Below are 24,478 nucleotides of genomic sequence, written 5' to 3' on the forward strand. Positions count from 1 at the left end.
GTAATACTAAAACCTATACTTTCTAATTAACAAGTCCTAATATCTGATCAACAAATCTCCAAGCGCTGTCATTCATTTTTTAAACTATCAACCGGATTTGCCAGCGCTGCCTTAACCGATTGAAAACTGATGGTTACAAATGCTATTAATAATGCCCCAACACCTGCAGCCGCTATTACCCACCAATGGATAGTTACGCGGTAAGCAAAATCCTGCAGCCATTTATTCATTACATACCAGGCCAATGGCGACGCGGTTATAATGGCAATACAAACCAATTTGATGAAATCTTTTGAAAGCATAGCAACTATCACACTTACATCGGCACCCAATACTTTCCGGATGCCAATTTCTTTGGTGCGTTGTTCCGCGGCGTAAGCGGCCAGTCCAAATAAGCCCAGGCAGGCTATAATGATAGCCAGCGATGTAAATATGACGAAGATGGTACCAATGCGTTGCTCGGACCGGTAGGACGCGTCAAAATCCTGATCCATGAAAGAGTAATCGATCTGTACGCCCGGCGACAGGCTGTTCCATTTATCTTTTATCTGCGCCATTAAGCCGGTAATGTTTGATGTACTTACACGAATTGCCAACGCGCCATTATTTTGGCCATAGGTTAATACAATGGGCTCTATTTTTTCGCGCAGCGAATTGAAGTGGAAATCTTTTACAACACCAATAATACGACACTCTCTGATGTTTGGAGTACTGCCCTTCCGTTCGCCACCTTTTGATTGGTAAATAGACTTGTTTATCGGATCAGCAAATCCAAGGAATTTTGCGGCAGCCTCATTAATAATAACAGCAGTAGAATCGGTTATCATTTCGTTTGAAAAGTTACGGCCTTTAACAATCTTCATATCCATGGTTGGGATATAATCAGCATCTACCTCCCAACTTTGTGGGAATAAAGATTTTTTTTGATCAAAATTGGTGTCTTTAAAATAAATACGTGTATTGCGCCAGCCGTTAGTAGGTAAAAAGCCCGTCATGGTGGCTTCTTTTATACCGGGCAGTTCAGTAAGTTCCTGTTTAAAAACTTTGGCTTGCTGATTTAATTCGCCCAAGTTTTTTACCACAAGCACCTGGTTACGGTTATAACCCAAATTTTTGGTTTGGATAAAGTTTAACTGATTATAAATTACCAATGTGCCGATTATTAACAGTATCGACACGAAGAACTGGAACACGACCAAAAAGCTACGTAAGCCGCCGCCTTTAAACCCGGTAGCAAGCTTGCCTTTCAATACGTCTATCGGCTGAAAAGCGGATAAAAAGAACGCAGGATACGAACCCGCCAACGAACCGATGATCAATACAATAGCCAATAATGATGGCATCATCCATTTCAAGGTATCCACGGTAAGCACTATCTCTTTGCCCGATAGCTGGTTGAATGCCGGGAGTAACATCGCCGCCGCTGTGATAGCAATAACTGTAGCCACCAGGGTGATCATGATAGATTCGGCAAGGAATTGGAAGATAAGGTCCTTGCGCGATGATCCCATCACCTTCCGTACCCCGACCTCGCGGGCACGGTTTGACGAACGCGCTGTGCTTAGGTTCATGAAGTTTACACATGCTATCAGCAGTATAAATACCGCTATAGCTGAAAATATGTAGATGTATTGAGAACTGCTGTTTGCGCTTAATTCACCTGTTAAATTCGATGTCAGGTGAATATCAGTAAGTGCTGTCAAGTATAATTTAAAGTGACTGCCGCTTTTTTCAAATTGTGCTATACTCATGCCAAGCTCAGATTGCATTTGCGCTCCGCTAAACTTTTGCAAAAATGCCGGGAAGCTTGCAGTTAACTTCTTGCTATCCTTAGCATCTTTAAGCAGCACATAGGTACTAAAATCACTACGTAACCATTCGTTAGAACGGCTATCGGGGAAAGATTCCAGCGATACAAAAAAGTCGAAATTAAAATGTGATTGTTTGGGGAGGTCTTTAACAACACCGGTTACTTTAAAATTTTCTTTATCGTTAAAGACAATAGCTTTGCCAACGGCGTTAACGGTGTTAAAATATTTTTTAGCGGTGCTTTCGGTAATTACAACGGTATTAGGCTCGAGTAGGGCGGTTTTAGGGTCGCCATCAATCATCGGCAGCGTAAAAACATTAAATATGTTGGCATCAACAAACCCAACCTTATTTTCTACAATATTAATGCTGCCTTTTTTAACATGAGTAGTACCGGCAGCCTTTATCCGGGTGGCATCTTCCACGTATGGGTATTCTGCTTTTAATGTTTTAGCCAAAGGCGGCATGGCAACGGCATATTGCACATTGTTCTCGCCCAGCTTAAGGTCCTCATTTACGCGAAAAATGCGGCTGGCTTTGGTGTTATAGCGGTCGTAACTTAATTCGTCAACAACATAAAATACAATTAACAGGCAAGTGGCAAGCCCTAATGCTAAACCCAATATATTTATGGCAGTAAAGCCTTTATTTTTATAAAGGCTGCGGTATGCGGTTTTTATGTAGTTTTTAAACATAATTGGTAATGTTAAATTTTGTAGTAATTATTACCACCAAACCATAAGTATATCTATTGCATTAAGGGGCTTTTTTAAGGCAATTCTCAAGCAACCCCTCCGCGTTTAGGGCGCGGAGAGGCAGACAGGAGGCACACTTAACTATATTAAATTAAACTAAGATCGGGCGTTATTATACCATGATGTTTTCCATCACAGTTTGGCCATCCAACAGGCGGATGATACGGTGGCTGTAACGGGCATCATGCTCGGAGTGGGTAACCATTATAATGGTAGTACCTTGTTCATTCAAATCGGTTAGCAATTCCATTACATCGTTACCGTTGCTGCTATCCAGGTTACCTGTGGGCTCATCGGCAAGTATCAGTTTAGGTTTGTTTACAACCGCACGGGCAATAGCCACACGCTGTTGCTGACCACCCGATAACTGCTGCGGGTAGTGGTTACGGCGATGCATGATCTGCATTTTGTCAAGCACCTCTTCTACCCTTTTAACACGCTCTGCAGCGCTTACGCCGGTATAAATCAAAGGCAATTCAACGTTTTCAAATACTGTTAACTCATCAATTAGGTTAAAGCTCTGGAAAACGAAACCAATGTTGTGTTTGCGCAGGTCGGCACGTTTACGTTCATTAAAATGAGCTACTTCAATGTCGTTAAAAATGTAACTGCCTTCATCCGGGTCATCAAGCATACCCAAAATATTTAGCAAGGTTGATTTACCACAACCAGACGGGCCCATAATGGCCACAAACTCGCCGGTATCAACATGCATCGATAGCTTGTTCAGTGCAATAGTTTCTACCTCTTCGGTACGGTAGAATTTTTCAAGATTTGTAATTTTTATCATTTGGCCTCCCCAGCAGCAACGCCTGCGCGCAACTGCATTTTGTTTAATTGTGATTTATGTTTTTATATTTTAATTTCTTATCTACCTATCTACAAGACGCATCCCGTTACATAAGGTTACAGTGTTTCGCTACTTTTTAAGTACAAGCTCCTGTATGTCGCCATAATTCTCGTAGCTTGATGTAATTACCTTGTCGCCTGGTTTCAAACCTTGTAATACTTCGTAATAATCAGGGTTTTGGCGTCCTATCTGGATGTCGGTTTTGTAGGCTGTTTTACCATCCTCGCTCACCTTAAAGATCCAGTTACCACCTGTTTGCTGGTAAAAACCGCCTTTAGGTACTAATGTAGCTGTAGTTTCGTCGCTCAAAGCCAGGCGTATTTGTAAGGTTTGGCCTTTACGGATGCCTTTAGGCACTTCGCCTACAAACTGCATATCTACCTTGAAACGGCCGCTGGTAACCTGTGTAAACACCTTTTTAATGGTTAATTTATAAGTTTTACCGGCAAAGGCAAAATCGCCCATTAAGCCATTATAGATCCTCGACAGGTAATGTTCCTCAACATCAACCTGTACTTTAAAGCCGCCCTGTGCATCTATCTGGCCCAGGTGCTCGCCTTTGTTCTTATTCTGTCCAACCTCGGCGTCCATTGATGTTAATTGTCCATCTATAGGTGAGCGAACGGTTAAGTCGGCCACTTTTTTACGCATCAGTTGCAGGGTGCTTGCCATGTGGGCATATTGCTCTTTGGCCTGCTGGTCTTCCTGGCGTATTAAGGTTGTGTCTTGTTTTAATATCTGGGTAGTTAACCTTTTGCGGCGCAACTGGTAGTTATAAGCATTCTCGGCAGCTTTAAACTCCTGTAACCCTATGGCTTTTTGGTCTAGCAGCTTTTTATCGAGGGTATAAACACGCTCTGCTTCTTTATAGGCGTTATCCACATCGGCCATTTGGTTTAATTTAGTAATGGTATTTTGCTGCGCGTTGTTATGCGAGATCTGCATCTGCGTTTGTGCCGCGTATACTGCTGTTTCCTGGTTAGCAAGGTTCAGCTCCAGGTCGGTGTTTGATAAACGGATAATAGGGTCGCCTTTTTTTAGTGAGGCGCCGTCCTCAACATATTTCTCTTCTACACGGCCACCTTCAACCGCATCAAGGTATATGGTAGTAAGTGGTAATACAACGCCGTTAACAGGGATAAACTCCTGAAAAGCGCCTTTCTTTATTTCGCTTACGGTGATACGTTCTGTATCTACATTCAATTTGCTTTTGCCCGATGTAAAAAATATACTGCCGGCAACTAATACTACTACACCCGTAATACCGGCTATGGTCATCAGGCGCTTAGTGCTCCATTTCTGTTTTTGTATAACTCTATCCACTGTGTTTTATAAATATTTGATGATTAGATACAAAAACACATGCCACAAATTAAAATACTGAATTACAGTAACTTGTGCTAAAATTGCAATATTGCACCGTACGCTTCTGTTACAGCAAGTGTTCGGTTATGATACAATGCTTTTTTAGGCGTTGCGGCTTATAGTTTACCAATCATAGTTGAATAGCAAAATTATACTTATTATAGTCCAATTGGTACGATATTTCGTATCAAACAACTAAATTGCAGGGGTAATTGTGCGGGTATAAATACCTGTATTACTATTAACCACAGAACTAAATCACTATCAATAAATGATACTTAAGAAAGCAACCGTTTTAATTGTTGACGACGACCCAGATGTGCTTACGGCTGTTAAGTTATTGCTTAAAACAGAGACCAAAGAAATAATTACCGAGAAGAACCCCGAAAACATCAACTGGCTTTTGCAAAAGAACGAAGTTGACCTGGTGTTGCTGGATATGAATTATAACAGCGCAATAAACACCGGTAACGAGGGTATATACTGGCTCCGTAAGATAAAAGAATGGAAGCCCAACGTTTGCGTTATTATGATAACCGCTTACGGCGATATTGACCTTGCCGTACGTTCCCTTAAAGAGGGTGCTAACGATTTTGTGGTAAAGCCGTGGCATAATGAGAAGCTTATAGATACCATTAAAGATCTGCTTGATAAAAAAGAGGGCGGTACCGGTAAAAGCACAAAAGCATCGGGCAAAGGCAGTAGCAGCGAAACCAATATACTTGGCGATAGCGAGGTGATGGAAGACATCTTCCATAAAGTAAATAAGATTGCCCCTACCGATGCCAATATACTGATACTAGGCGAGAACGGTACCGGTAAAGATCTGATGGCGAAGGCCATTCACGAGCGATCTTTACGTGCCGACAAGCCGTTTGTTAAGGTAGATGTGGGCGCATTAACCGATTCTTTATTCGAGAGCGAACTGTTCGGCCATAAAAAAGGCGCTTATACCGATGCCCGAGAGGACCGCATGGGCCGTTTTGAAGAAGCGGAAGGCGGTACATTGTTTTTAGATGAGATTGGTAACATCAGCCTGCAGCAGCAAGCTAAACTGTTAACCGTGCTGCAAAACCGCCAGGTAACACGCTTGGGTACGAACAAGCCGGTTGATATTAATATCCGTTTGATATGTGCTACCAATGTGCCTTTACAGGAACTGGCCAACGAAAATAAATTCCGTAAGGATTTAATTTATCGTATAAATACGGTAGAAATAAACATGCCACCGTTGCGCAAACGCGCCGAGGATATTGTAGTACTGGCGAAGCACTTTGCTAAAATGTACGCCACAAAATATCTTAAGCCCGCAATTGATTTTGATGCTACGGCCCTGAATAAATTACGCAGTTACAGCTACCCGGGTAACGTGCGCGAGTTACAGTACACTATTGAGCGCGCAGTAATTATGGCAGATGACCAGCTCTTAAAAGCAGATGACCTGTTATTCTCGGTACTGGAATCTCCCGGCGAAAACATTATTGACGACGATAATATCCAACTAAGTACGCTGGAGAAGAACGCCATATTACGTGTAATTGAAAAACACAACGGCAACATAACCCGCGCCGCCAAAGAACTGGGGCTTACCCGTACCGCCTTATACCGCAGATTAAGTAAATATGATATTTAACCGTTACGAATGGCGGCTGGTGCTGCGTGTGCTTTTACTATTTGTTGCTGTGTTGGCTACTACCATAGTGGCAACCAGCGGGCAAATACTTTACGGCGTAATTACTGTGCCACTGGTAGTTTATTCGGTACTGGATCTGATACGTTTTAATAAAAAAGCGCAGGATGAGGTGAACCAGTTCGTGGAGTCTATCCACTACCGTGATTTTTCGCGGCACTTCGATGTGCGCAAGGCACCAAACGAGTTAAAGCCTTTGCGCAAAGGTTTTAATGATATTAATACCACATTTAAACTCATTAGCCGCGAGCGCGAAACTCAATACCATTACCTGCAAAAGATACTGGAATTGGTAGATACGGGCATCCTGTCGTACGAGGAAGAAACCGGAGAGATAGCCTGGATAAATGAGGCTTTTAAATCGCTCATCAGTATCCCATATTTAAAAACTATCCATTCGCTTGAGAAGCGCGAGCCGGGTTTGTACAAAGATGTAGTGAAAATGAAGCCAGGCGAAGCGCAGGTACTATCCATCACCCGCGACCAGCAGCAGGTTAAAATGCTGGTTACCGCCAGTATTATGCGTAGCGATGAAAAGCTATATAAGCTTATAGCGTTCCAAAACGTGAGCGAGGCTTTAGACGAAACGGAATCAAAGGCATGGTCTAAGCTGCTTAACGTGATGACCCATGAGATCATGAACTCCGTGGCCCCTATCTCCTCATTGGCAGATACTTTAAAGAACCGCCTGCAAAGCCCCGAAATTGCCGACAGTATCGAGAGCGATGACCTGGAGGATATTTCCCTCGGTATAGATACCATAAAACGCCGCAGCGAAGGTTTGCTTAAGTTTACCGAAAGTTACCGCAGCCTTAATAAAATAACCAAGCTCGACCTGAACAAGATATTGGTACGTAACATGTTTGAGAACCTTGCCAGCTTAATGCGCCCAACCCTGGAGAAAAAGAATATCGAACTGGAGATAATTTTGCGAGATCCTGCACTGTCAATAGAAGCGGATATTAACCTTTTAGACCAGGTGATGATAAACCTGCTGGTGAACGCCATTGAGGCTGTTAAAGATAAAGAAGAACCCCGCATCACCTTATCTGCCGAAACGCAAAGCAGCAACCGCATTTTGGTAAAAGTAACAGACAATGGCCTTGGTATGCCGCCCGAGTTACTGGATAAGATCTTTATCCCGTTCTTTAGTACCCGCAAAACCGGCAGCGGTATTGGCCTTAGCCTTTGTAAACAGATCATGCTGCTGCACAAAGGCAATATACAGGCACAATCTGTTGAGGGTAAGGGCGCATCGTTTATATTGCAGTTTGCCAATAACTAAAGCTTAATGACTGATTTAGAGCAGTATATTTTTATTTGATCTAATAATTTGTAAATTGCTTTAAAATCGATCGCCATGAAAAAATTACTATTTATCTTATTTGTGCTGTTCGCGGTTAAGTCGGGGTTTGCACAAACCGCCGCTTTGCCTGCAAGTGAAATTGTATTAAAGGAGGCTTATGCCAAAGCCGCTAAAGAAAATAAAAAAGTAATGCTCATCTTCCATGCCTCATGGTGCGGCTGGTGTAAAAAGATGGAAGCATCCCTTGCCGATGCTGCTATTAAGCCGTTAATAGACAAGAACTACGTTATAGCCACACTTGACGTAATGGAGCAGCCTGCCAAGAAGAACCTCGAAAACCCTGGTGCATTAGAGGTAATGACAAGGCTGAAAGGCGAAAAATCCGGCTTGCCGTTTTGGGTGATAATGGATGCAAAAGGTAAAGTTTTAGGTGATAGCCAGGTACGCCCTGCCGGTGCATCGTTAGATACCTACGGCGATAATGTAGGCTGCCCTGCAAGCGCCGAAGAAGTTGCTTATTTCACTAAGTTGCTTAAAGCCACGTCAAAGCTAAATGATGAGCAATTAGCTGTAATAGCCAAACGCTTCGCCCAAAATGCACCCGCACCTGCGGCGCAACCTGCTACTCCTGCCGCACCTTCTTCACCGGCAAGCGTGGGGTCGAAATAAAAACGCGTCATTGCGAGGCGTGATAGCGACGTGGCAATCTTCGATAGGTACATCGCTTGCTTTTCTATCGAGGATTGCCACGCTAAGCTGGCAATGACTCATGTTTCTTATTTCTTACTTCTTTCTGTCCTGCCTCTTACCTCCCCAATATCTCTCTGCCAATTTGGCAAGCAGACACCCTTTGGAACGGCCATTGATATCTGCATTACATATCATTTATTCAAACTAAAACATATCATACAATGCAAGAAAAAGGAACCATCTCGATACATACCGAGAACATTTTTCCCATCATTAAAAAATTCTTATACTCTGATACCGAGATATTTCTGCGCGAACTGGTATCTAATGCAGTTGATGCTACCCAAAAGATCAAACGCCTTGCATCATTAGGGCAATATAACGGCGATCTTGGCGAACTGCGCGTTGAAGTTGCCTTTGATGCCGACAAAAAGACCATCACCATTTCTGATAATGGTATTGGTATGACGGCCGAGGAAATAAAAAAATACATCAACCAAATAGCCTTCTCCGGCGCTACCGAGTTTATGGAGAAATTCAAAGAGGCTAAAGACGCCAATGAGATCATCGGTCGTTTTGGTTTAGGCTTTTACTCAGCGTTTATGGTTGCCGATAAGGTTGAAATTGAAACCCTGAGCTACCAGGATGGCGCTACCCCGGCCCACTGGATCTGCGACGGTAGCACCGAGTTTGAAATTAGCGAAGGCAGCCTGGAAGAACGCGGTACAGAAATAACTCTGCATATCAACGCCGAATCGGAAGAGTTCTTAAGCCAGCACCGTTTACAAGAGATATTAGATAAATACGCCAAATTCTTACCTGTGCCCATTAAATTTGGTACAACTAAACAGGAAGAAGAAGATGGTGTTGATGACGAAGGTAAACCGAAATACAAATCTGTTGAGGTTGATAACATCATTAACGATACCAACCCTATCTGGACGAAAGCGCCAAATGAGTTAACAGATGAGGATTACCTGAAGTTTTACAAAGAGCTTTATCCATACAGCGAAGATCCGCTGTTCTGGATCCACCTGAATGTTGATTATCCGTTCAACTTGACAGGTGTTTTATACTTCCCTAAGCTAAAGAATGATTTTGAGATAACCCGCAACAAGATCAAGCTATACTCGCGCCAGGTATTTATTACCGACGAGGTGAAGGACATTGTTCCTGAATTTTTGATGTTGCTGCATGGCGTTATCGATTCGCCGGATATTCCGTTGAACGTATCGCGTAGCTTCTTACAGGCTGATAGCAACGTTAAAAAGATAAACAGCTACATCACTAAAAAAGTAGCCGACAAACTTGCCGAGCTATTTAAAGCAGACCGTAAAGGTTTTGAAGAAAAATGGGGCGATATTGGCCTGTTTGTAAAATACGGTATGGTAAGCGAAGAAAAATTTTACGACAAAGCCAAAGATTTTGTTTTGGTAACTAACACCGCCAAAGAAAACTTTACGCTAAACGAATACAAAGAAAAAGTAGAAGGCGTACAAACCGACAAAGACGGCCAGCTGGTTTACATCTACACCAACGACGCCGAGAAACAGGACGCGTTTATACAGTCGGCTGGTAAAAAGGGTTACGATGTTTTGGTGATGAATTCCCCTATCGACAACCATTTTATTAGCCAGTTAGAGCAAAAATTGGAGAAAACATCTCTTAAACGTGTTGATGCCGATGTTGCCGATAAATTGATCAAAAAGGACGATGCGCCTGAGCATGTTTTAACAGAAGAGCAATCGACCAAAATAAAAGCCATTTTCGATAAAGCTATTAACAAACCGGCTTACCGCGTTGAGTTAGAAAGCTTAAACCCCGAAGAATTACCGGTAACCGTTACCATGGACGAGTTTATGCGCCGTATGAAAGATATGGCAGCCATGGGCGGCGGCATGAGCTTTTACGGTAACATGCCCGATAATTACAAAGTAATTGTTAACGGTAACCACAAACTCATAAGCCGCATTTTAGAGGGCGAAGACGAAACCGTGCAGGCAAAGCTTGCCAAACAAGCTTTTGATCTTGCATTGTTATCGCAAGGCTTACTAACCGGTGCAGAACTTACCGAGTTTGTTAACCGCAGCGTTAGCCTTATATAATAACCCTATCCCCTTAAAGGGGATAAACTTTAAGAGCCGCTCAAAATATGAGCGGCTCTTTTTTTTTCATCAGATACGTCATTAGCTTTCCGAACCATTTTGCAAAGTGCCCATGTTTTCGACGGGCTCAGACTGACTAGACTATTTTACTTCTCATTTGTGGAATATCTCCATTGCCTGCATCTTATTATAAAACATAAGATGAAACACTATAAATCAAACAGTAAGTCGCCGCCAAACGTAGTATTTATATTAAACCTCTAAGAAGATATTAAGTCTAATAAAAACAACGTTATATTATATAAGCAGTTAACAATGAAAACTTTAATTAAAATATTTTTTGTGGCAATGGTTGCCTTTGCCGCAACCGTGCCGGCAAAGGCCCAGAGCGCTAAAGCTCAAAAGGAAGCCAAAAAAGCGGCGGAAGTAAAACAACTTGTACAAGCTAAGGAGTATATATTCCAGGCAAATTATATGTACCCCCTTGGCGGCGGGTCGCGTTATTTAACCACTCCGTATGATCTTACAGTTATGCCTGATACTGTTGAGGCATATTTGCCTTACTTCGGTGTGGCCTATTCAAGCGCCGGTTATAATAATAATGAGGATAATGGCATCAAATTCAAATCAACAAAGTTTGACTACAATACATCCGCTCAAAAGAATGGAAGCTATATTATCCGTATTAAAACCAACGATACCCGTAACGGCACACAAATGACGTTACAGGTTTACAGTAACGGCAATGCCGACTTAAGCGTAATCAGCCAAAACAGGCAGCAGATCCGTTTTACCGGTTATATAAAAGAACGGGGCAAAACCAAAGCTTAAGTTAATGTGTTGAGCTAAAGCATATAAATTAAACTACCATGCTTAAAATAGATATACCATCTCAAACATTAGCTTATCATACATTCGAGCAAACAAACCTGCCAAGCCCGCCTAACGGGACGGAAACAGAAGTAAACGGTGACTTGGTTTTGCTTTTTGAAGATGAAGAAGAAGCGGTAGCTTATCTTGATGAACTGGAAGATTATGCCGAAGACCTCGACGCTAACGCGCCCGAGAAAGCTGTTATAAACGCCCTGATAGGCGCCATAAATAACGATGGGTTTGTACAGTCTTATTTACAATAGCCTGTACAAACCCTATCTACCTACACATTTATATTTTTATTGATGTATTTTATGCTGCTGTTGATGCTTGCAAAAGGGTCCTTCGGCATATCATGTTCCACAAAAAAGCTTTGCATGCCGGCGGTTTTAGCCGCCGCGAATATTGGCTTAAAATCAATAGTGCCGCTGCCAACTGGTAAAATATTTTCGCGGCTTGCATCAAGGTCTTTAACGTGCCATAATGGGAAACGGCCGGGGTTTGCCTTAAACAGATCTACCGGGTTTTTACCTGCTTTAACTGCCCAGGCAAGGTCAAGTTCCATTTTAACGTGCCTGGCGTCAGTTTCAGAAAGCAGCAGATCATATGGTATGGTGCCATCGCTCAGGATCTTAAACTCCATATCATGATTATGATAGGCAAACGTTAAACCTGCCTTGGTGGCGGCCTCTCCTGTTTTATTTAATACCGCTATGGATGCTTTTAGTTCCTCGGGCGTGCCGGTTGGTGTGTTGGCGCACACCAGGAATTTTACACCGCCTTCTGCAGCTTCATCAACCAATTGTTGCATATTATCCTGCAGGTTCAACATTGGTGGTATCACTATTGGTTTACCATCTGGCGTGGTAGGCATTTTTGCACCGGCAGGTAATTTAAAGGGCGCACCCAACACGTGGTGAGATCTCCAGGTTAATCCCAACCCGTTTGCCAAAGCCTTAAATTCTTTAGGTTTTAAGCCATAATAGCCGCCTTTTTTACTAAATGCCGATTCTATTTCGGTATATCCTGCTGCTGCCACCTTGCTTAAAGTACCCTTAACGTCTGCATCCATTACGTTAAAAAACGTAAATAACTGTACGCCTATTGGGTGCTTAAGATTTAAAAAAGATGCTGCTTTACCCGATAATACCGCACCACTAAGCACTAAAGTGCCCGTGCTTTGCAAAAACTTGCGCCTGTTAAAATTCATTAATTTATAATTTAGTTTACTTGGTAAGTAAATCTAAATCAAATAATTCGAACAAAAAAATTTATTGTGTCAAAACAACGCATTGGTTTGTAAACAAAACCATCGGTCACAAAATAGGTTGTTGTTTACAGCAATATTAAATCATGAAAAACACAATAGCTTCATTTATATTACTTTTTGCACTCGCCTCATGTGGCGACAGTAAACAGCACGCCCAAAAGATAGACACCATTAAAACCGATGCTGTTGTGAGTTCTAATGTTCCGCCAGAGCCGGGATCTGAAGATGATATAGCGACCCGTATTGATACAACCAAATTGTTAAAAGAATATTCTGCAAAACATATTTTTTCGAACTTAACCGATAAAGATGTTTTTACACTTAGAGTTTATGGCGACAGCCTTTTAACATCAAAAGGTTTGCTGGAAGTTAAGAATTCGAAAGGCGATTTATTATACCAGTACCGCTTTACTACTATCGATCTTTTGATCGATCCTGACTCGATCTCTGCAAGTGAGCAAACAACACAGATTAACGGGATCTTCAAACATTATTTTGATGAAGATAATTTTGAATCGCCTGCTATAAGTGATAAACAAACCTTTGAAGATGCTTTTCCAAACTTCAACGAAGCAGACAGAGCCGACTGGCTGAAAGTTAAAGCCGATAAACAGGCTGTAGTATTTCGCCATCGTGAAGGTTATGAAGGCTTAATAGGAATAGCTTATTCTAAAGTTAGAAAAAAAGCGATGATGGTTTCTTACAGCGATTAATGGTACAGGCAGTTCGCTATTAGCCCCGTCCACCCGGTTTGGTGGGCAGCCCCTAAGCCACGGCCTGTGTCGCCGTCAAAGTATTCGTAGTAAAGGATATGATCTTTAAAATAGGGATCGGTTTGTACCTTATCATCAGTTCCGTTGCTTGGCCTGCGGCCATTTTCATCAGTCAAAAATAACTTTGAGATACGGCGGTATATCTCATTGGCGACTTCCTTTAAGTTCATCATATTGCCCGATCCTGTAGGGCACTCTACGGTAAGTTCGTCGCCGTAATATTGGTAAAAGTCGTTAAGGCTTTCTATAATAAGATAATTGATCGGGATCCACACCGGCCCGCGCCAGTTGCTATTACCGCCAAACATATTGCTATCGCTTTCGGCAGGCACATATTTAATGCTGAATTGGGTACCATTTATGTTTGCGCTAAATGGACTACCAAGGTGGTATTTAGATAAGGAGCGGATGCCATAATCGCTTAAAAACTCGTTCTCGTCAAGCATATATTTAAGGATGCCCTTCATACGGTGGCCGCGTAGTAAACTTATCAGGTGCTTATTGTTTGCGCCGCGTTCATCCCAGCGGGATACCAAACCCGCAAGGTCTGGCCGGTTGGCGGCAAACCAATCCATCCTGTCCCGAAATATTGGGTTGCTGGCAATTGTTACTTCATCCAGTACTTCAGTGGCAAACAAAGGCGTTAATCCCACTATACTGCGGATGCGCATTTTTTCCGCGCTGCCATCGGGCATACGTAGCTGGTCGTAAAAAAAGCCATCTTCCTCATCCCACAAGCCACTGGTGCCCCCCTCGCCCAGGCTGGACATGGCTGCGGATATATAAATAAAATGCTCAAAAAACTTGGAAGCTATATCTGCATATGCTTTATTTGTTTCGGCCAGCTCGGCCGCTATGCGCAACAGGTTTAACGAGTACATGGCCATCCAGCTGGTGCCATCGGCCTGTTCCAAATGAGCGCCATTAGCAAATTTGGTATTACGGTCAAACACGCCTATGTTATCCATCCCTAAAAAGCCGCCTTCAAAAACATTGTTACCGGCTTCATCTTTGCGGTTTACCCACCAGGTAAAGTTTAGCATTAGTTTATGAAAAATACGCTCTAAAAAAAAGGTATCCCCTTTGCCGTTGTTGGCTTTCTTATCAATCTGGTAAATTTTCCAGGTGGCCATGGCATGAACCGGTGGGTTGGCATCACTAAAATCCCATTCATAAGCAGGCAACTGTCCGTTGGGGTGCATATACCAATCCTTAATTAATAGATTTAATTGCCGTTTTGCAAAGGCCATATCCACAGCAGCTAATGGCACACAGTGAAAGGCAAGGTCCCAGGCGGCAAACCAAGGGTACTCCCACTTATCTGGCATCGATATAATATCCTGACTATTGAAATGTTGCCACTTACTGTTACGCTGATGTTGGCGTTGTACCGGCGGCCCGGGTTCGGCTGGGTCGCCGTTTAACCACTGGTGAATATTGTAATAATAAAATTGCTTGTTCCAAAGCATCCCGGCAAAAGCCTGCCGCTGTATGTTTGCCTTGTCGCTATTATCATCATGAGGGCGAATAGCAGCGTAAAAATCATCTGCCTCCTGTAATCGCGAAGCGAAAATATCGTCAAAGGCCGTAAAGCTGTTTTCTGTATTTTCTGCCAACCTTAATTTAATGGTATAGCTTTCTCCGGCAGGTATGGTTATGTCGTAATTAAAAGCAGCTTTTGTACCCGTTTTAGCCGGATTAGTAGTTTGGCCACCGTTTACAATATAATCGTTAATGCCGTCCTTGTAAAAAGAGTTGCCATCATCAATATTACTAAACCGTTTGGTGTTGGTTTGGTTATCGCAAAAAAGTAATTCGGGTGTGCCATCGGTCACCAAATTTAGCGTACCTAATTCTTTATGGTCTATCTTAATAATATTATCACCACTGGTAGATAGCTGTGGTTTATAATCATTATAACCCCAATCCCACGTGTTACGGAACCAAACGGTTGGCAGCAGGTTTAAGCTTGCCGCCGCTTTGCCCCGGTTGTGTATAGTTATCTTTATCAGTATATCATCAACATCCTGCTTGGCATACTCTACAAAAACATCAAAGTATTCGTTGTTGTTAAAGATGCCGGTGTCCATCAGCTCATACTCGGGCTGTGTGCGGTCGCGCTTTCTATTTTCATCAACTAATTGCACATATGGGAATTGCTGTTGCGGGTATTTGTACAGCATTTTCATGTACGAATGTGTAGGCGTATTATCCAGGTAGTAATACAATTCCTTTACATCTTCCCCATGGTTACCCTCGGCATTGCTAAGCCCAAAAAAGCGCTCTTTAAGGATGGTATCTTTCTTGTTCCATAATGCTATAGAAAAGCACAATAGCTGCTCATTATCACAAATCCCGGCAATCCCTTCTTCGCCCCATCTATAGGCTTTGCTGCGTGCAATATCATGCGAAATGTAGTTCCAGGCATTGCCATCGGCACTATAATCTTCGCGAACGGTGCCCCACTGGCGGTCGCTTACGTAAGGCCCCCATTTTTTCCATCCGGTACTATTCAATCTATCCTGTTCTGCACCCATATTCTTATTTCCAGGCATTCTTTAAAAAACGCAGCCAGTTGCCATGCATCATATTATCAGTGTCGGCATCGGTATAACCCCGTTTTTGCAATAAGGCAGGTACCTTTTGCATGTCGGAAATGGTTTCCAGATCGTAAGGGCATTGCTCACGGCCAAAAGCTCCGTCAAGGTCGGTTCCCATACCCACATGCAGGGAATTACCTGCTATCTGGCAAATATGATCAATATGATGTGCCATTACCTCAAGGTTGCAATTCATTTGACGTGGGGTTGACTGTCCCCTCACCCAACCGGGCACCATCATCCAGGCATCGAGGGCCGCGCCTATTACAGCGCCACGGTCTATCAAGGCTTTTATCATTTCATCGCTATACTGGCGGTTATGGTTTACCAGTGCGCGGCAATTGTTGTGGCTGGCCCAAACATGGCCGTTAAAATTATCTAAAGCTTGCCAAAAGGCATCATCGCATAAATGTGTGGCATCAAGAATGATGTTGAGGCGCTCCATCTCCCGAAGCAGGTTTAGTCCATTCTGCCCCATTTTACCTGTAGCATCGGTACCATTAGCATACCTGCCCGGGCCATAATGCGCAGGGCCAAGTGCCCGTAAGCCACTATCATAAGCGCCTTCCAAATAACCTATATCAACAATAGAATCGGCCCCCTCAAGACTAAGGATATAGCCTATAGGTTTATCAGTATTTTCTTTACCATCGCACCAAACAGCAAGGTGATTATTTAAACTCTGCAGATCGGTAACCTGTGTCATTTGCCCCGCCGCTTCCATTGCCTTATACCAGGCGAGCTGCCCTTGTGTTTGCGCCCAGGCTTGTTGAGGTGAGTGCCAGCCGGGTAAGTGATTATCGGGTGCAACATAGCGGCCTATTTGTGTAGCCACAACCAACCCAATATTACCCTTACGTAATTCGGGGAGCGAAACTACTGCCTTTGCACGATCGGGTTTGTCGGTCATTCCCTCTTCACGTTGGTTAATTTCAACAACCGGGCGGGTAAGGTCGCGGTTCCACTCCAGCGCGTTCATGCTAAGGTCTAAGTGGGCATCTATGATAAACATGGGTTTTGCGGGTGGTTAATTAAGTAAGTGGTTAAATAGTTATTTTTCTGTCCCTTGCTGTTGTTTTCCACTCGCCGCTAATTACATAATCTTCGATTGTTATGGCACGTTCGTATAAAGCGACTGTCGGACAGATGTGATAAGGCAAACCGTACAATATATCACCTATTTTATATTGATGATCAGGACCTGCATCGGCTACTAAATGCTCTTCGCTTTGGCTGATAAATTTTAATTCAGGCGCGTTAAGAAAGTGAATGCGTCTGTTTAATTCGTTTTCTGCAGAAACAGATTTATGACCGACATCGATGCAGATCTTGCCATCGTCCGGTAATGAAATAATACGCGCTATTACCAATGCGGCAGTTTTAAAAGGCTGCTCTGTAAAAGCATGCTGGTACCCTCTGTCCCAGTACGCGAACGTGCCGGGGCTGCATTCCATTTCTTTCCTTTTTGCAAGGATAGGAAACGTTGGCGAGCCCCCTGCTATAACAATGGGCTTTGGATACCCTTTATCCATAATCTCATCCGCCAGCTTTAAAACCGGGGCGAAGCTTTCTTCGCTGCGTTGCTCACGGATGCTGTAGTCACTATCGTGAATGTGGCCATCGTAAGCATGCAGGCCTAAAATCTTGATACCCGGTAGTTGCGCAATCGCCCCGTACAATGTTAAGGCCTCTGCAGGAACGATCCCTGTACGGTTCATGCCGATATTTAGATCGATATAAACAAGTATAATGATCTTGTTGGCTTGCGCTGCCGCTGAAATTGCTATTGCAGTCTCTTGATTATCTACCAGGCAAGAAAATGCCGTTTGAGGATATGCTTTAACTAACTGTAAAAGGCGCTTAAGCTTTGGCCCATTAGGTTGATAAGCCAGCAACACATCCGGCGCGGCAGCCATGCCCAGCATTTCTGCTTCGGCAATGGTGGCACATTTAAATTTGGTGATACCTGCCCCGATCATCAGCTCAGACACCTCCCTACTCTTATGCGTTTTCACATGAGGGCGCAGGCGGTCAACATCGTCTATCATGGTTTTCACCAGTGCTATGTTATACCTCACCCTGTCGGGATAAACTACCAGCGCGGGGGTGTCCAGTTCGTCAACATTATCTATAATATACCATTCTGTCGATGCCATGCCGCTTAAACCAGTTCAAATAAGGCTTCTATCTCTACCGGTATATTATCGGGTAACGAACCCATACCAACAGCGCTGCGTACACCAATTCCGTTTTCTTCTCCCCAAACTTTGGCGAACAGCTCGCTTGCTCCGTTAATGATATATGGGTGCTTTTCAAAATCGGACGTGCAGTTTACCATACCCAATACTTTTATAACGCGTTTCACCCTATCCAGGCTACCTAAGTTGGCTTTAATGGTTGCCAGCATGGCCAAGCCCACCTGCCTTGCGGCAAGCTTGCCATCCTCCTGGTTAATGGTATCGCCTATGCGGCCAATAATAAGGCTGCCATCATCCTGAACGGTTCCGTGGCCCGATAAATAGAGGTATTTACCATCAATTAAACAGGGTTTATAAACACCAAGCGGTTTTGGCGCAGGCGGTAGGTTTAAGCCTAATTCTTTAAAGTTTTGTTCAGCTGAGTTCATTTTGTAAAGCTATTATTTAAAAGTAAAAAGCATAATTAATTAAACAAAAAAGGCCGGGAACCACCCCGGCCTTAACATATATAACCATTACTATTAAAGTTTAAACGATACGCCTACGTTAACGGCATAGTCTGCAAACGCAGCATCGCCCTGAGTATAAACACCGGTGGTTTGTGTTGTTATCTTATCCGGCGTGCTTTGTATACGGTCGCGTACTACGGCAATTGGCACGTAGGTGTAAACCGAAAATCTTTTTAACCTGTAAGTTATGCCCGGTTCTGCCGAGATAATGTAACCCGGCCTGCGGAAACCGTTACTGCCACCTACAAGATCTTTTGCCGGTAAGCATTCTTCGCGCACACCTGCCGAAAAGTTAAATTTACCCACGCCGTAATTAGCACCAAACCTTATCATGAACTGATCGGGTACACTCATAATATCGCTGCCATTGGCAACAGCTTTGGCTGATGGTGTGCCGCCACGTGCAGATGATACCCCGTTTTGCTCGCGCGGGCTTATCATATAATAGAAGGTGCCATACAGCCCAAAATTGTGAGAGAAGTTATAGTAACCATTAAGCTCGGTAATAATACCTGTACCACCATCTCCTAATTGTATAGACTGGTCTACAGGGCCTAATAATTTTGTGCCGCCTGGCCCCGTATTCTGAAAATAATCCTGGTAGTTGTAGCTGCCTGTAGGTAATTTTAACCCTAAGCCTGCCTGTATATTCCCTTTACGGGCTTTTGCAGGGTTTAATAACCAGGCATATACTTTAACGCTAACATCACCAATACCGAATGAACGTGTTTCGTGGCGCTCTTTACCGCCATGCTCGTACAGTGATGAACGGACGTTGTTAAGAACAGGCAGATCTACCGAAAACGACCAGCGGTTGTTAAAAATACGGGTAAGCGTAAAATCCTGGGCGAATGAATGATTGATAACGTTTGTACCTAATTCAATACGCTGTTTTTGTTCCTCTTTACCTACAAAGTGTTTGTATGAGCGGTAGTACCTGCTGTTGGCATTAAAAAGCCATGCACCACCGGATGTGGTGCTATCGGGGTGTTCATCCATTGCGCATAAACCGCCTGTACTGCGTATAGCCACGCAACCCTGCGCGTTAACATTCGTATTGTTTAAAAATAAGTATATAGCACTCCCTAAAAGGAATTTGTAAGTGAATTTCATCTTGATAATTTGTTATAAGTAAATGTTTAATGCGGCTAACCTTGGTTAGCCGCAACCTGTAATACAGGGTTTTATTTAGGTTGAAAGTCTTGTTTCTGTAAAGAATTTATTGTGAGATTTGAGGAAACGTATTTAGTTGCAAACCATAAAGCTATTAGGGTGCCGTAGCTTCCGCCACGTTCAATCCATTCAAACACTTCATAGTGCGGATAGAGTAATTCGCTTGAGATCTTCCAGATGATAAATACTAAAAGTACCGTACGGATGGGTTTTATTAATACTACTAAAGCCGCAGCTATTTCAAAAACACCGACAAACAGGGCCACCTTAGCCGGGTTTGTAAAACCAAGAGACGCATATTGGCTTAGTAAGCCCTTTTTTTGTATCAGGTTTAAGGAACCATGACCTACCAGTAACAGGAAGCCGATGATCTTTAGGCAATTAAATACATTGTTAATCGTTTTATCGTCTACCATAGCATCAGCATCTATCCGCACGAATAACTGGCGCAGGTTTTTGATACCACCAGAAAGGATCAATAAAGCAAGCGGGGCACCAAAGTTGCCCGCGCGCTCAATAAACTCTGCAAATGGTTCGCCTGATGCCGGGCGTAAAAATGCTGTTAAAGAACCCCATACTACCAGCCATAAGGCAATGGCACGCATAGGGTAAAACAACATTATAACGCCCATTAATATATCAACCCCGCCTACCCATGGCATTAAAGCATAAGCGGCATTAGTATCAATACCAAATACTGCAAAATAGTTACACCATATTGGCTTGGTAATGATGCCAAAAGCCCCATGCCCAATAAAGCACATAGCTATGGCTATCCGCAAAACATAGTGTATCTTTTGTTCGGTCCTAAGCATTATCTGTCTATTAGTTAGATCCGTCTGCTTTGCCACGGGCAACAGCGTATTCGCCAACTTTTATACCTGTTTGCAAACCAACTTCGCAATCGCTACGGTAATGGATAGCACCATATAACCTCGACATTGCCGCCTCACGAGCCATATCCATAAAAGCACTGGCCTTTTCGGGCACTAAATAACCCAATACTGTTGCAGCCGCGCCGCTAAAGTTTGAGTGACCGGATGTATACGACGGGAAGTTTGGTATACCTGTAAGGGTTTTGATGTTCATCACCATTTGCGTTGGGCGCGGGTTAAAATAAGCATACTTGGCATCCCAGCATACAATAGCGGCATCCATTTCGGCCATATTTAGCAATGCAAAGTTACGCGCCCAACGCACCTCGCTGTAATTGTGTTTTACAAACTCATCGGCGGCAATGGTATTCCAGTGGCCCGGAGGCGTTACCGTACCTACACCATCTGCCCAGAAAGCGGTAATGCGCTCGTGTTCGCGGCTATGATCTTTGCTCATGGCTAAAACCTCGTCGCTCTCTTTCTGAAACTCCGGAGTACCGGGTTTATATGGCGGCGCAGGGCGCAAAGCAACAACTGTAGTAGTAGGGAACAAGAATGGTGTAACCTTGGTGAATAAAGGCAGCATTGGTGGGCGCAAAGGTAACTCCAAGCTTTTCCACGGAGTATTACCTGCTGCTGCCGTGTTGGTAGCTAAAGCATCCCAATCGGCTTGTGTACCTATGGCAGCGCCGGCTTTATCGCTACGCGCACGGGCTAAAAATACCGCGGCAACTTGTTTACCTAAACTTTCGCCGGCATCCATATCAGAGCGGGTATTGGCACCTGCCATTATACGATAAAGCTTTTCTTCGGCAACTTTCTTCTGGATGAAATCCAGATCGCCGGGAAACAGTAACTCCATCATTTTGGCTGTAACACCGGCAACAACTGCGTCCTCACTTGGATACGACGGCAGGGTTGATTTGGGCACTAATGCCTGTACGCCGGCATCATTAATGTATGGTGCTGCACGATTGAACTGTTTTTTAAATTTCCAGGCCTGTACCAATGCATCGTACTGTGCCGCGCTAACGTAAGCGTATGCACGTGCCGCGTAAGGCGGATTAGAGAACGGGAACAAAGGATAAGCTAAAGGGTTCGCCGCGCTTGGCGCAGGGTAAGTGCCGTCGTCTTTTTGGTATGGCGGCAGGTTATGCCTGGCAACCAGTTCGCGTAAAATTTCATTCCAGCGCAATACCGAACCTGCGCTCCAGTACTTGATAATATCCTTTTGCTCTTGCGTTAGGTTACGCTGGTAACTTTTAATCTCATTAAGATCTGCCAGGTAGTTTGGCGTGGTAATAGCATCAGGCGTAGCCACTGTAAAAGTACTTGAGCCGGTAAGTATAGGCGTCCAGGTATCGGCATTAAGGTCCAGGTTAACCGGGGCTAAAGCCGGGTAATCCTGGCTGCGGTCCTTTTCCTGTATATCTTTTTTACATGATGAACTGAAAACCACAAGGGCCGCCATCAATACAGGTAAAACTTTATATATATTCTTTTTCATCACTTATCTTATTTTTCAGATTTATCCTTTTTAACAGAAAATACATAGTACACGCCGGCAAAAAAAGACTTGTTCTGCCCAACGTTGCGGCCATCAACAACGTAGTTGCCGCCTGCCGTAAGCTCAAGGCCCGGTAATTTTTGGAACATGTATTTAAATACGGTGCCCACCGCCGTAGCATCCATGTTGTTGCTTGGGAAAGGCATATTGTTTTTGGTGATATCGAAACCACCAATAGTATTCATACGGGTAACAACAGCCTCTGCATTGAACTTTAAGCTGCGGTAACCAGTGCTGAACAAAAAGTTGGTCATGTTGGGTAATGCAACCTGATTGGTGTAGTGCATTTCGGTAGTGTAGTAAGAGTCGCGGTCGAGGGTAATGTTGCTCCTGCGTACATACTGACCGGAACCTGCTACGAAGAAACGGCCGGTTTGATAGTTTACCAAAGCTTTTAAACCAACGCTTTTACTGCGCGAGCCCAGTGAAAGCGGCAAATAATCTGCCTGATAATTGCCAACAGGCAGGCTACCGGTTGCAATGGCGTGTACGCTTAATAAACCTGTACCCAGCTCTTGTTTTACAGCCATCCATTTAAAAGCTAAAGAGATGTCCTGTATACCGCTTTGACCTCTAAGAGTACCCGCAGAGGCGTTTGATTTGATGTAAGGGATCATGAACAATAAGTTGATCCGGTTACTTAAACCATAATTACCGCCAACAGCGTATACATTGCTGCTAATAGTGCCTAAGTTTAAGTTTTCGCGTTTGAAGGTGCCTTCCCAGTATTTATCCCAGCTATTATGGGTGTACACACCGGCGGCGCAGAAGTAGTTTTTAGGTATCATTAATGCATCATTTTCGGTTTGCGCGCTTGCCGACTGAGAGAATGCCGCGCAGGCCAAAAGAGCAATAAAGCACCTGTTTATTTTAAGTAAACAGTGTTTCATATAATAATTTAAAGTAATGGGCTTAACAAGTGTTTAATAAGCATCAGCTGCTAAAAATCTCACAAATCAGTAGCTGATGCTTATAGGTTTTATTTAACTGCTGCTAACAAAAAATATGATGCATTACGACAAATGCACGGCTTTGTGTCGCAGAAATTAAGAAACAATAAATCTTTTGGGATATATTAATCAGCCGATGTGGTTGGGGGGTTTACCCGGCGATTCGATATACGGACTTGTTAATTTAGAAGATACAGGGTTTACTATCCTTTCAATAGTATCATCAAAGCTCAGGAAGGTGTAAGTAACCACAGGGTAGTTATAATCCGAAACTGATGAGGAAGCTTTCTTTGCAGGCGCTTCGCCCTTTTTACTTAACGGCGCATCGCTTACGTTTTTTGCTAAAATTGTATTTGCCTTAAATAACTGGGTTTTTACACTGTTTGCCACACAAACCAGATACATGGTGTCGCGGGTCATTTTAACCCCTACAAAATTATAAAAGCCGTCTTTAAGCTGTATCTGGCCTTGTATTTTTTCATAATCGGGCCAATCGGTTATGCCTTTGTTATTTACAGGCACTTTAATTTGTACAAGCTGGGTAGCATCAACCTTGCTCTCGTATATGTTTTTAACAATGGTTAGTTCTGATTGATGGATGAAATATTGGAAGATAAAGGTATAACCACCTGTGTTGAACAGATGTATGCTAAGCAGAAATAAAGCAAAAAACCTTTTCACGTTATCGGGTATGTGCGCTTGCACTAATTAGGATTACTTCGTAAATATATATAAATAATCATTTCCAACAAAAAAATTACAATTTATTAAAAACAAAACCGAAAGTGATTGATCTGAGCTTTAAACTATCAGGGTTATATAATGGTGTCCCACTATTTGCGTCACTGTACGATACAAAATAGTAACATATTGCAATACAATGCTTTAGAATTTTTTTCCTATTAATTTCAGTTAAACTTCAACTTTGCTAATTAGAGGTAATGTATTATGGTTCAAATAATTATGGTTTTATGAGAGGGTGTCCCACTGGTTAAAAAACGGGACGGAATGGGACACCCTCAAAAATGACCCGTCCTGAAAAAAGTTTACACTATTGGTTGTTAATACTGGGGTTGATTTACACTTTAAAGTTAAGTACTAAAATAGGTTTACACAAATT

20 protein-coding genes are annotated in these 24,478 nt (G+C 43.2%); 7 read left to right on the forward strand and 13 right to left on the reverse strand.

Annotated features, from left to right (window positions below; all coding sequences use genetic code 11):
• Positions 1-68: 68 nt before the first annotated feature.
• The 3 genes from ACFQZI_RS09510 to ACFQZI_RS09520 all read right to left on the reverse strand — a co-directional run bounded on the left by ACFQZI_RS09510 (position 69) and on the right by ACFQZI_RS09520 (position 4,737).
• Positions 69-2,504 (reverse strand): ABC transporter permease, encoded by a 2,436-nt coding sequence (locus ACFQZI_RS09510; RefSeq protein WP_377141649.1) that lies wholly within the window; start codon positions 2,502-2,504, stop codon positions 69-71.
• Between the two features lie 172 nt (positions 2,505-2,676).
• Positions 2,677-3,354, reverse strand: coding sequence for an ABC transporter ATP-binding protein (locus tag ACFQZI_RS09515; protein WP_377141652.1), 678 nt, complete (start codon positions 3,352-3,354; stop codon positions 2,677-2,679).
• A 129-nt stretch (positions 3,355-3,483) separates the two neighbouring features.
• Complete coding sequence (locus ACFQZI_RS09520; protein ID WP_377141655.1) at positions 3,484-4,737, reverse strand: efflux RND transporter periplasmic adaptor subunit; 1,254 nt, start codon at positions 4,735-4,737, stop codon at positions 3,484-3,486.
• Positions 4,738-5,050: 313 nt separating this feature from the next.
• Here ACFQZI_RS09520 and ACFQZI_RS09525 point away from each other — a divergent pair, with 313 nt between their 5' ends.
• From ACFQZI_RS09525 to ACFQZI_RS09550, 6 genes are all read left to right on the forward strand, one after another.
• Entirely contained in the window at positions 5,051-6,412 is a 1,362-nt protein-coding gene (locus ACFQZI_RS09525; RefSeq protein WP_377141657.1) for a sigma-54-dependent transcriptional regulator, read from the forward strand.
• Positions 6,402-7,754, forward strand: a complete 1,353-nt coding sequence (locus ACFQZI_RS09530) for a sensor histidine kinase (RefSeq protein WP_377141660.1) — start codon at positions 6,402-6,404, stop codon at positions 7,752-7,754. Before ACFQZI_RS09525 ends, ACFQZI_RS09530 begins: the two co-directional genes overlap by 11 nt.
• A gap of 75 nt (positions 7,755-7,829) precedes the next feature.
• On the forward strand, positions 7,830-8,444 hold the full coding sequence (locus ACFQZI_RS09535) for a thioredoxin family protein (RefSeq protein WP_377141663.1): 615 nt from the start codon (positions 7,830-7,832) through the stop codon (positions 8,442-8,444).
• A 242-nt stretch (positions 8,445-8,686) separates the two neighbouring features.
• On the forward strand, positions 8,687-10,570 hold the full coding sequence (gene htpG, locus ACFQZI_RS09540) for a molecular chaperone HtpG (RefSeq protein ID WP_377141666.1): 1,884 nt from the start codon (positions 8,687-8,689) through the stop codon (positions 10,568-10,570).
• A gap of 315 nt (positions 10,571-10,885) precedes the next feature.
• Entirely contained in the window at positions 10,886-11,401 is a 516-nt protein-coding gene (locus ACFQZI_RS09545) for a DUF4251 domain-containing protein (RefSeq protein WP_377141669.1), read from the forward strand.
• Between the two features lie 38 nt (positions 11,402-11,439).
• On the forward strand, positions 11,440-11,706 hold the full coding sequence (locus ACFQZI_RS09550) for a hypothetical protein (protein ID WP_377141672.1): 267 nt from the start codon (positions 11,440-11,442) through the stop codon (positions 11,704-11,706).
• A gap of 20 nt (positions 11,707-11,726) precedes the next feature.
• Here the strand turns inward: ACFQZI_RS09550 and ACFQZI_RS09555 are convergent, their stop codons facing one another.
• Positions 11,727-12,653 (reverse strand): sugar phosphate isomerase/epimerase family protein, encoded by a 927-nt coding sequence (locus ACFQZI_RS09555; protein ID WP_377141675.1) that lies wholly within the window; start codon positions 12,651-12,653, stop codon positions 11,727-11,729.
• A 143-nt stretch (positions 12,654-12,796) separates the two neighbouring features.
• On the opposite strand from ACFQZI_RS09555, the gene ACFQZI_RS09560 reads away from it, so the two are divergent.
• On the forward strand, positions 12,797-13,426 hold the full coding sequence (locus tag ACFQZI_RS09560; protein WP_377141678.1) for a hypothetical protein: 630 nt from the start codon (positions 12,797-12,799) through the stop codon (positions 13,424-13,426).
• Here the strand turns inward: ACFQZI_RS09560 and ACFQZI_RS09565 are convergent.
• From ACFQZI_RS09565 to ACFQZI_RS09605, 9 genes are all read right to left on the reverse strand, one after another.
• Positions 13,423-16,041, reverse strand: coding sequence for an MGH1-like glycoside hydrolase domain-containing protein (locus ACFQZI_RS09565; protein ID WP_377141681.1), 2,619 nt, complete (start codon positions 16,039-16,041; stop codon positions 13,423-13,425). The two genes, ACFQZI_RS09560 and ACFQZI_RS09565, sit on opposite strands and share 4 nt — an antisense overlap.
• The gene (locus tag ACFQZI_RS09570) at positions 16,028-17,098 is read right to left on the reverse strand and encodes a dipeptidase (protein WP_377141684.1); all 1,071 of its coding nucleotides are present in this window, start codon (positions 17,096-17,098) and stop codon (positions 16,028-16,030) included. Before ACFQZI_RS09570 ends, ACFQZI_RS09565 begins: the two co-directional genes overlap by 14 nt.
• 31 nt (positions 17,099-17,129) lie before the next feature.
• Complete coding sequence (locus ACFQZI_RS09575) at positions 17,130-18,242, reverse strand: D-TA family PLP-dependent enzyme (protein WP_377141687.1); 1,113 nt, start codon at positions 18,240-18,242, stop codon at positions 17,130-17,132.
• 5 nt (positions 18,243-18,247) lie between these two features.
• Entirely contained in the window at positions 18,248-18,712 is a 465-nt protein-coding gene (locus tag ACFQZI_RS09580; protein ID WP_377141690.1) for a RidA family protein, read from the reverse strand.
• A 93-nt stretch (positions 18,713-18,805) separates the two neighbouring features.
• Positions 18,806-19,906, reverse strand: coding sequence for a hypothetical protein (locus tag ACFQZI_RS09585; RefSeq protein WP_377141693.1), 1,101 nt, complete (start codon positions 19,904-19,906; stop codon positions 18,806-18,808).
• A gap of 71 nt (positions 19,907-19,977) precedes the next feature.
• Positions 19,978-20,781 (reverse strand): hypothetical protein, encoded by an 804-nt coding sequence (locus ACFQZI_RS09590; RefSeq protein WP_377141696.1) that lies wholly within the window; start codon positions 20,779-20,781, stop codon positions 19,978-19,980.
• A gap of 10 nt (positions 20,782-20,791) precedes the next feature.
• Entirely contained in the window at positions 20,792-22,348 is a 1,557-nt protein-coding gene (locus ACFQZI_RS09595) for a phosphatase PAP2 family protein (protein WP_377141698.1), read from the reverse strand.
• A gap of 8 nt (positions 22,349-22,356) precedes the next feature.
• The gene (locus ACFQZI_RS09600) at positions 22,357-23,298 is read right to left on the reverse strand and encodes a hypothetical protein (protein ID WP_377141701.1); all 942 of its coding nucleotides are present in this window, start codon (positions 23,296-23,298) and stop codon (positions 22,357-22,359) included.
• A gap of 189 nt (positions 23,299-23,487) precedes the next feature.
• Positions 23,488-24,039: a hypothetical protein gene (locus ACFQZI_RS09605; RefSeq protein ID WP_377141704.1), complete on the reverse strand. Its 552-nt coding sequence runs from the start codon at positions 24,037-24,039 to the stop codon at positions 23,488-23,490.
• Positions 24,040-24,478: the final 439 nt, after the last annotated feature.

Source organism: Mucilaginibacter lutimaris (assembly GCF_042676625.1).
Classification (GTDB): domain Bacteria; phylum Bacteroidota; class Bacteroidia; order Sphingobacteriales; family Sphingobacteriaceae; genus Mucilaginibacter; species Mucilaginibacter lutimaris.

Coding starts and splice junctions, on each gene's coding strand:
- ACFQZI_RS09510 (WP_377141649.1), bottom strand. CDS start 2,504: ATGTTTAAAAACTACATAAAAACCGCATACCGCAGCCTTTATAAAAAT.
- ACFQZI_RS09515 (WP_377141652.1), bottom strand. CDS start 3,354: ATGATAAAAATTACAAATCTTGAAAAATTCTACCGTACCGAAGAGGTA.
- ACFQZI_RS09525 (WP_377141657.1), top strand. CDS start 5,051: ATGATACTTAAGAAAGCAACCGTTTTAATTGTTGACGACGACCCAGAT.
- ACFQZI_RS09530 (WP_377141660.1), top strand. CDS start 6,402: ATGATATTTAACCGTTACGAATGGCGGCTGGTGCTGCGTGTGCTTTTA.
- ACFQZI_RS09535 (WP_377141663.1), top strand. CDS start 7,830: ATGAAAAAATTACTATTTATCTTATTTGTGCTGTTCGCGGTTAAGTCG.
- htpG (WP_377141666.1), top strand. CDS start 8,687: ATGCAAGAAAAAGGAACCATCTCGATACATACCGAGAACATTTTTCCC.
- ACFQZI_RS09545 (WP_377141669.1), top strand. CDS start 10,886: ATGAAAACTTTAATTAAAATATTTTTTGTGGCAATGGTTGCCTTTGCC.
- ACFQZI_RS09550 (WP_377141672.1), top strand. CDS start 11,440: ATGCTTAAAATAGATATACCATCTCAAACATTAGCTTATCATACATTC.
- ACFQZI_RS09555 (WP_377141675.1), bottom strand. CDS start 12,653: ATGAATTTTAACAGGCGCAAGTTTTTGCAAAGCACGGGCACTTTAGTG.
- ACFQZI_RS09560 (WP_377141678.1), top strand. CDS start 12,797: ATGAAAAACACAATAGCTTCATTTATATTACTTTTTGCACTCGCCTCA.
- ACFQZI_RS09565 (WP_377141681.1), bottom strand. CDS start 16,041: ATGCCTGGAAATAAGAATATGGGTGCAGAACAGGATAGATTGAATAGT.
- ACFQZI_RS09570 (WP_377141684.1), bottom strand. CDS start 17,098: ATGTTTATCATAGATGCCCACTTAGACCTTAGCATGAACGCGCTGGAG.
- ACFQZI_RS09575 (WP_377141687.1), bottom strand. CDS start 18,242: ATGGCATCGACAGAATGGTATATTATAGATAATGTTGACGAACTGGAC.
- ACFQZI_RS09580 (WP_377141690.1), bottom strand. CDS start 18,712: ATGAACTCAGCTGAACAAAACTTTAAAGAATTAGGCTTAAACCTACCG.
- ACFQZI_RS09585 (WP_377141693.1), bottom strand. CDS start 19,906: ATGAAATTCACTTACAAATTCCTTTTAGGGAGTGCTATATACTTATTT.
- ACFQZI_RS09590 (WP_377141696.1), bottom strand. CDS start 20,781: ATGCTTAGGACCGAACAAAAGATACACTATGTTTTGCGGATAGCCATA.
- ACFQZI_RS09595 (WP_377141698.1), bottom strand. CDS start 22,348: ATGAAAAAGAATATATATAAAGTTTTACCTGTATTGATGGCGGCCCTT.
- ACFQZI_RS09600 (WP_377141701.1), bottom strand. CDS start 23,298: ATGAAACACTGTTTACTTAAAATAAACAGGTGCTTTATTGCTCTTTTG.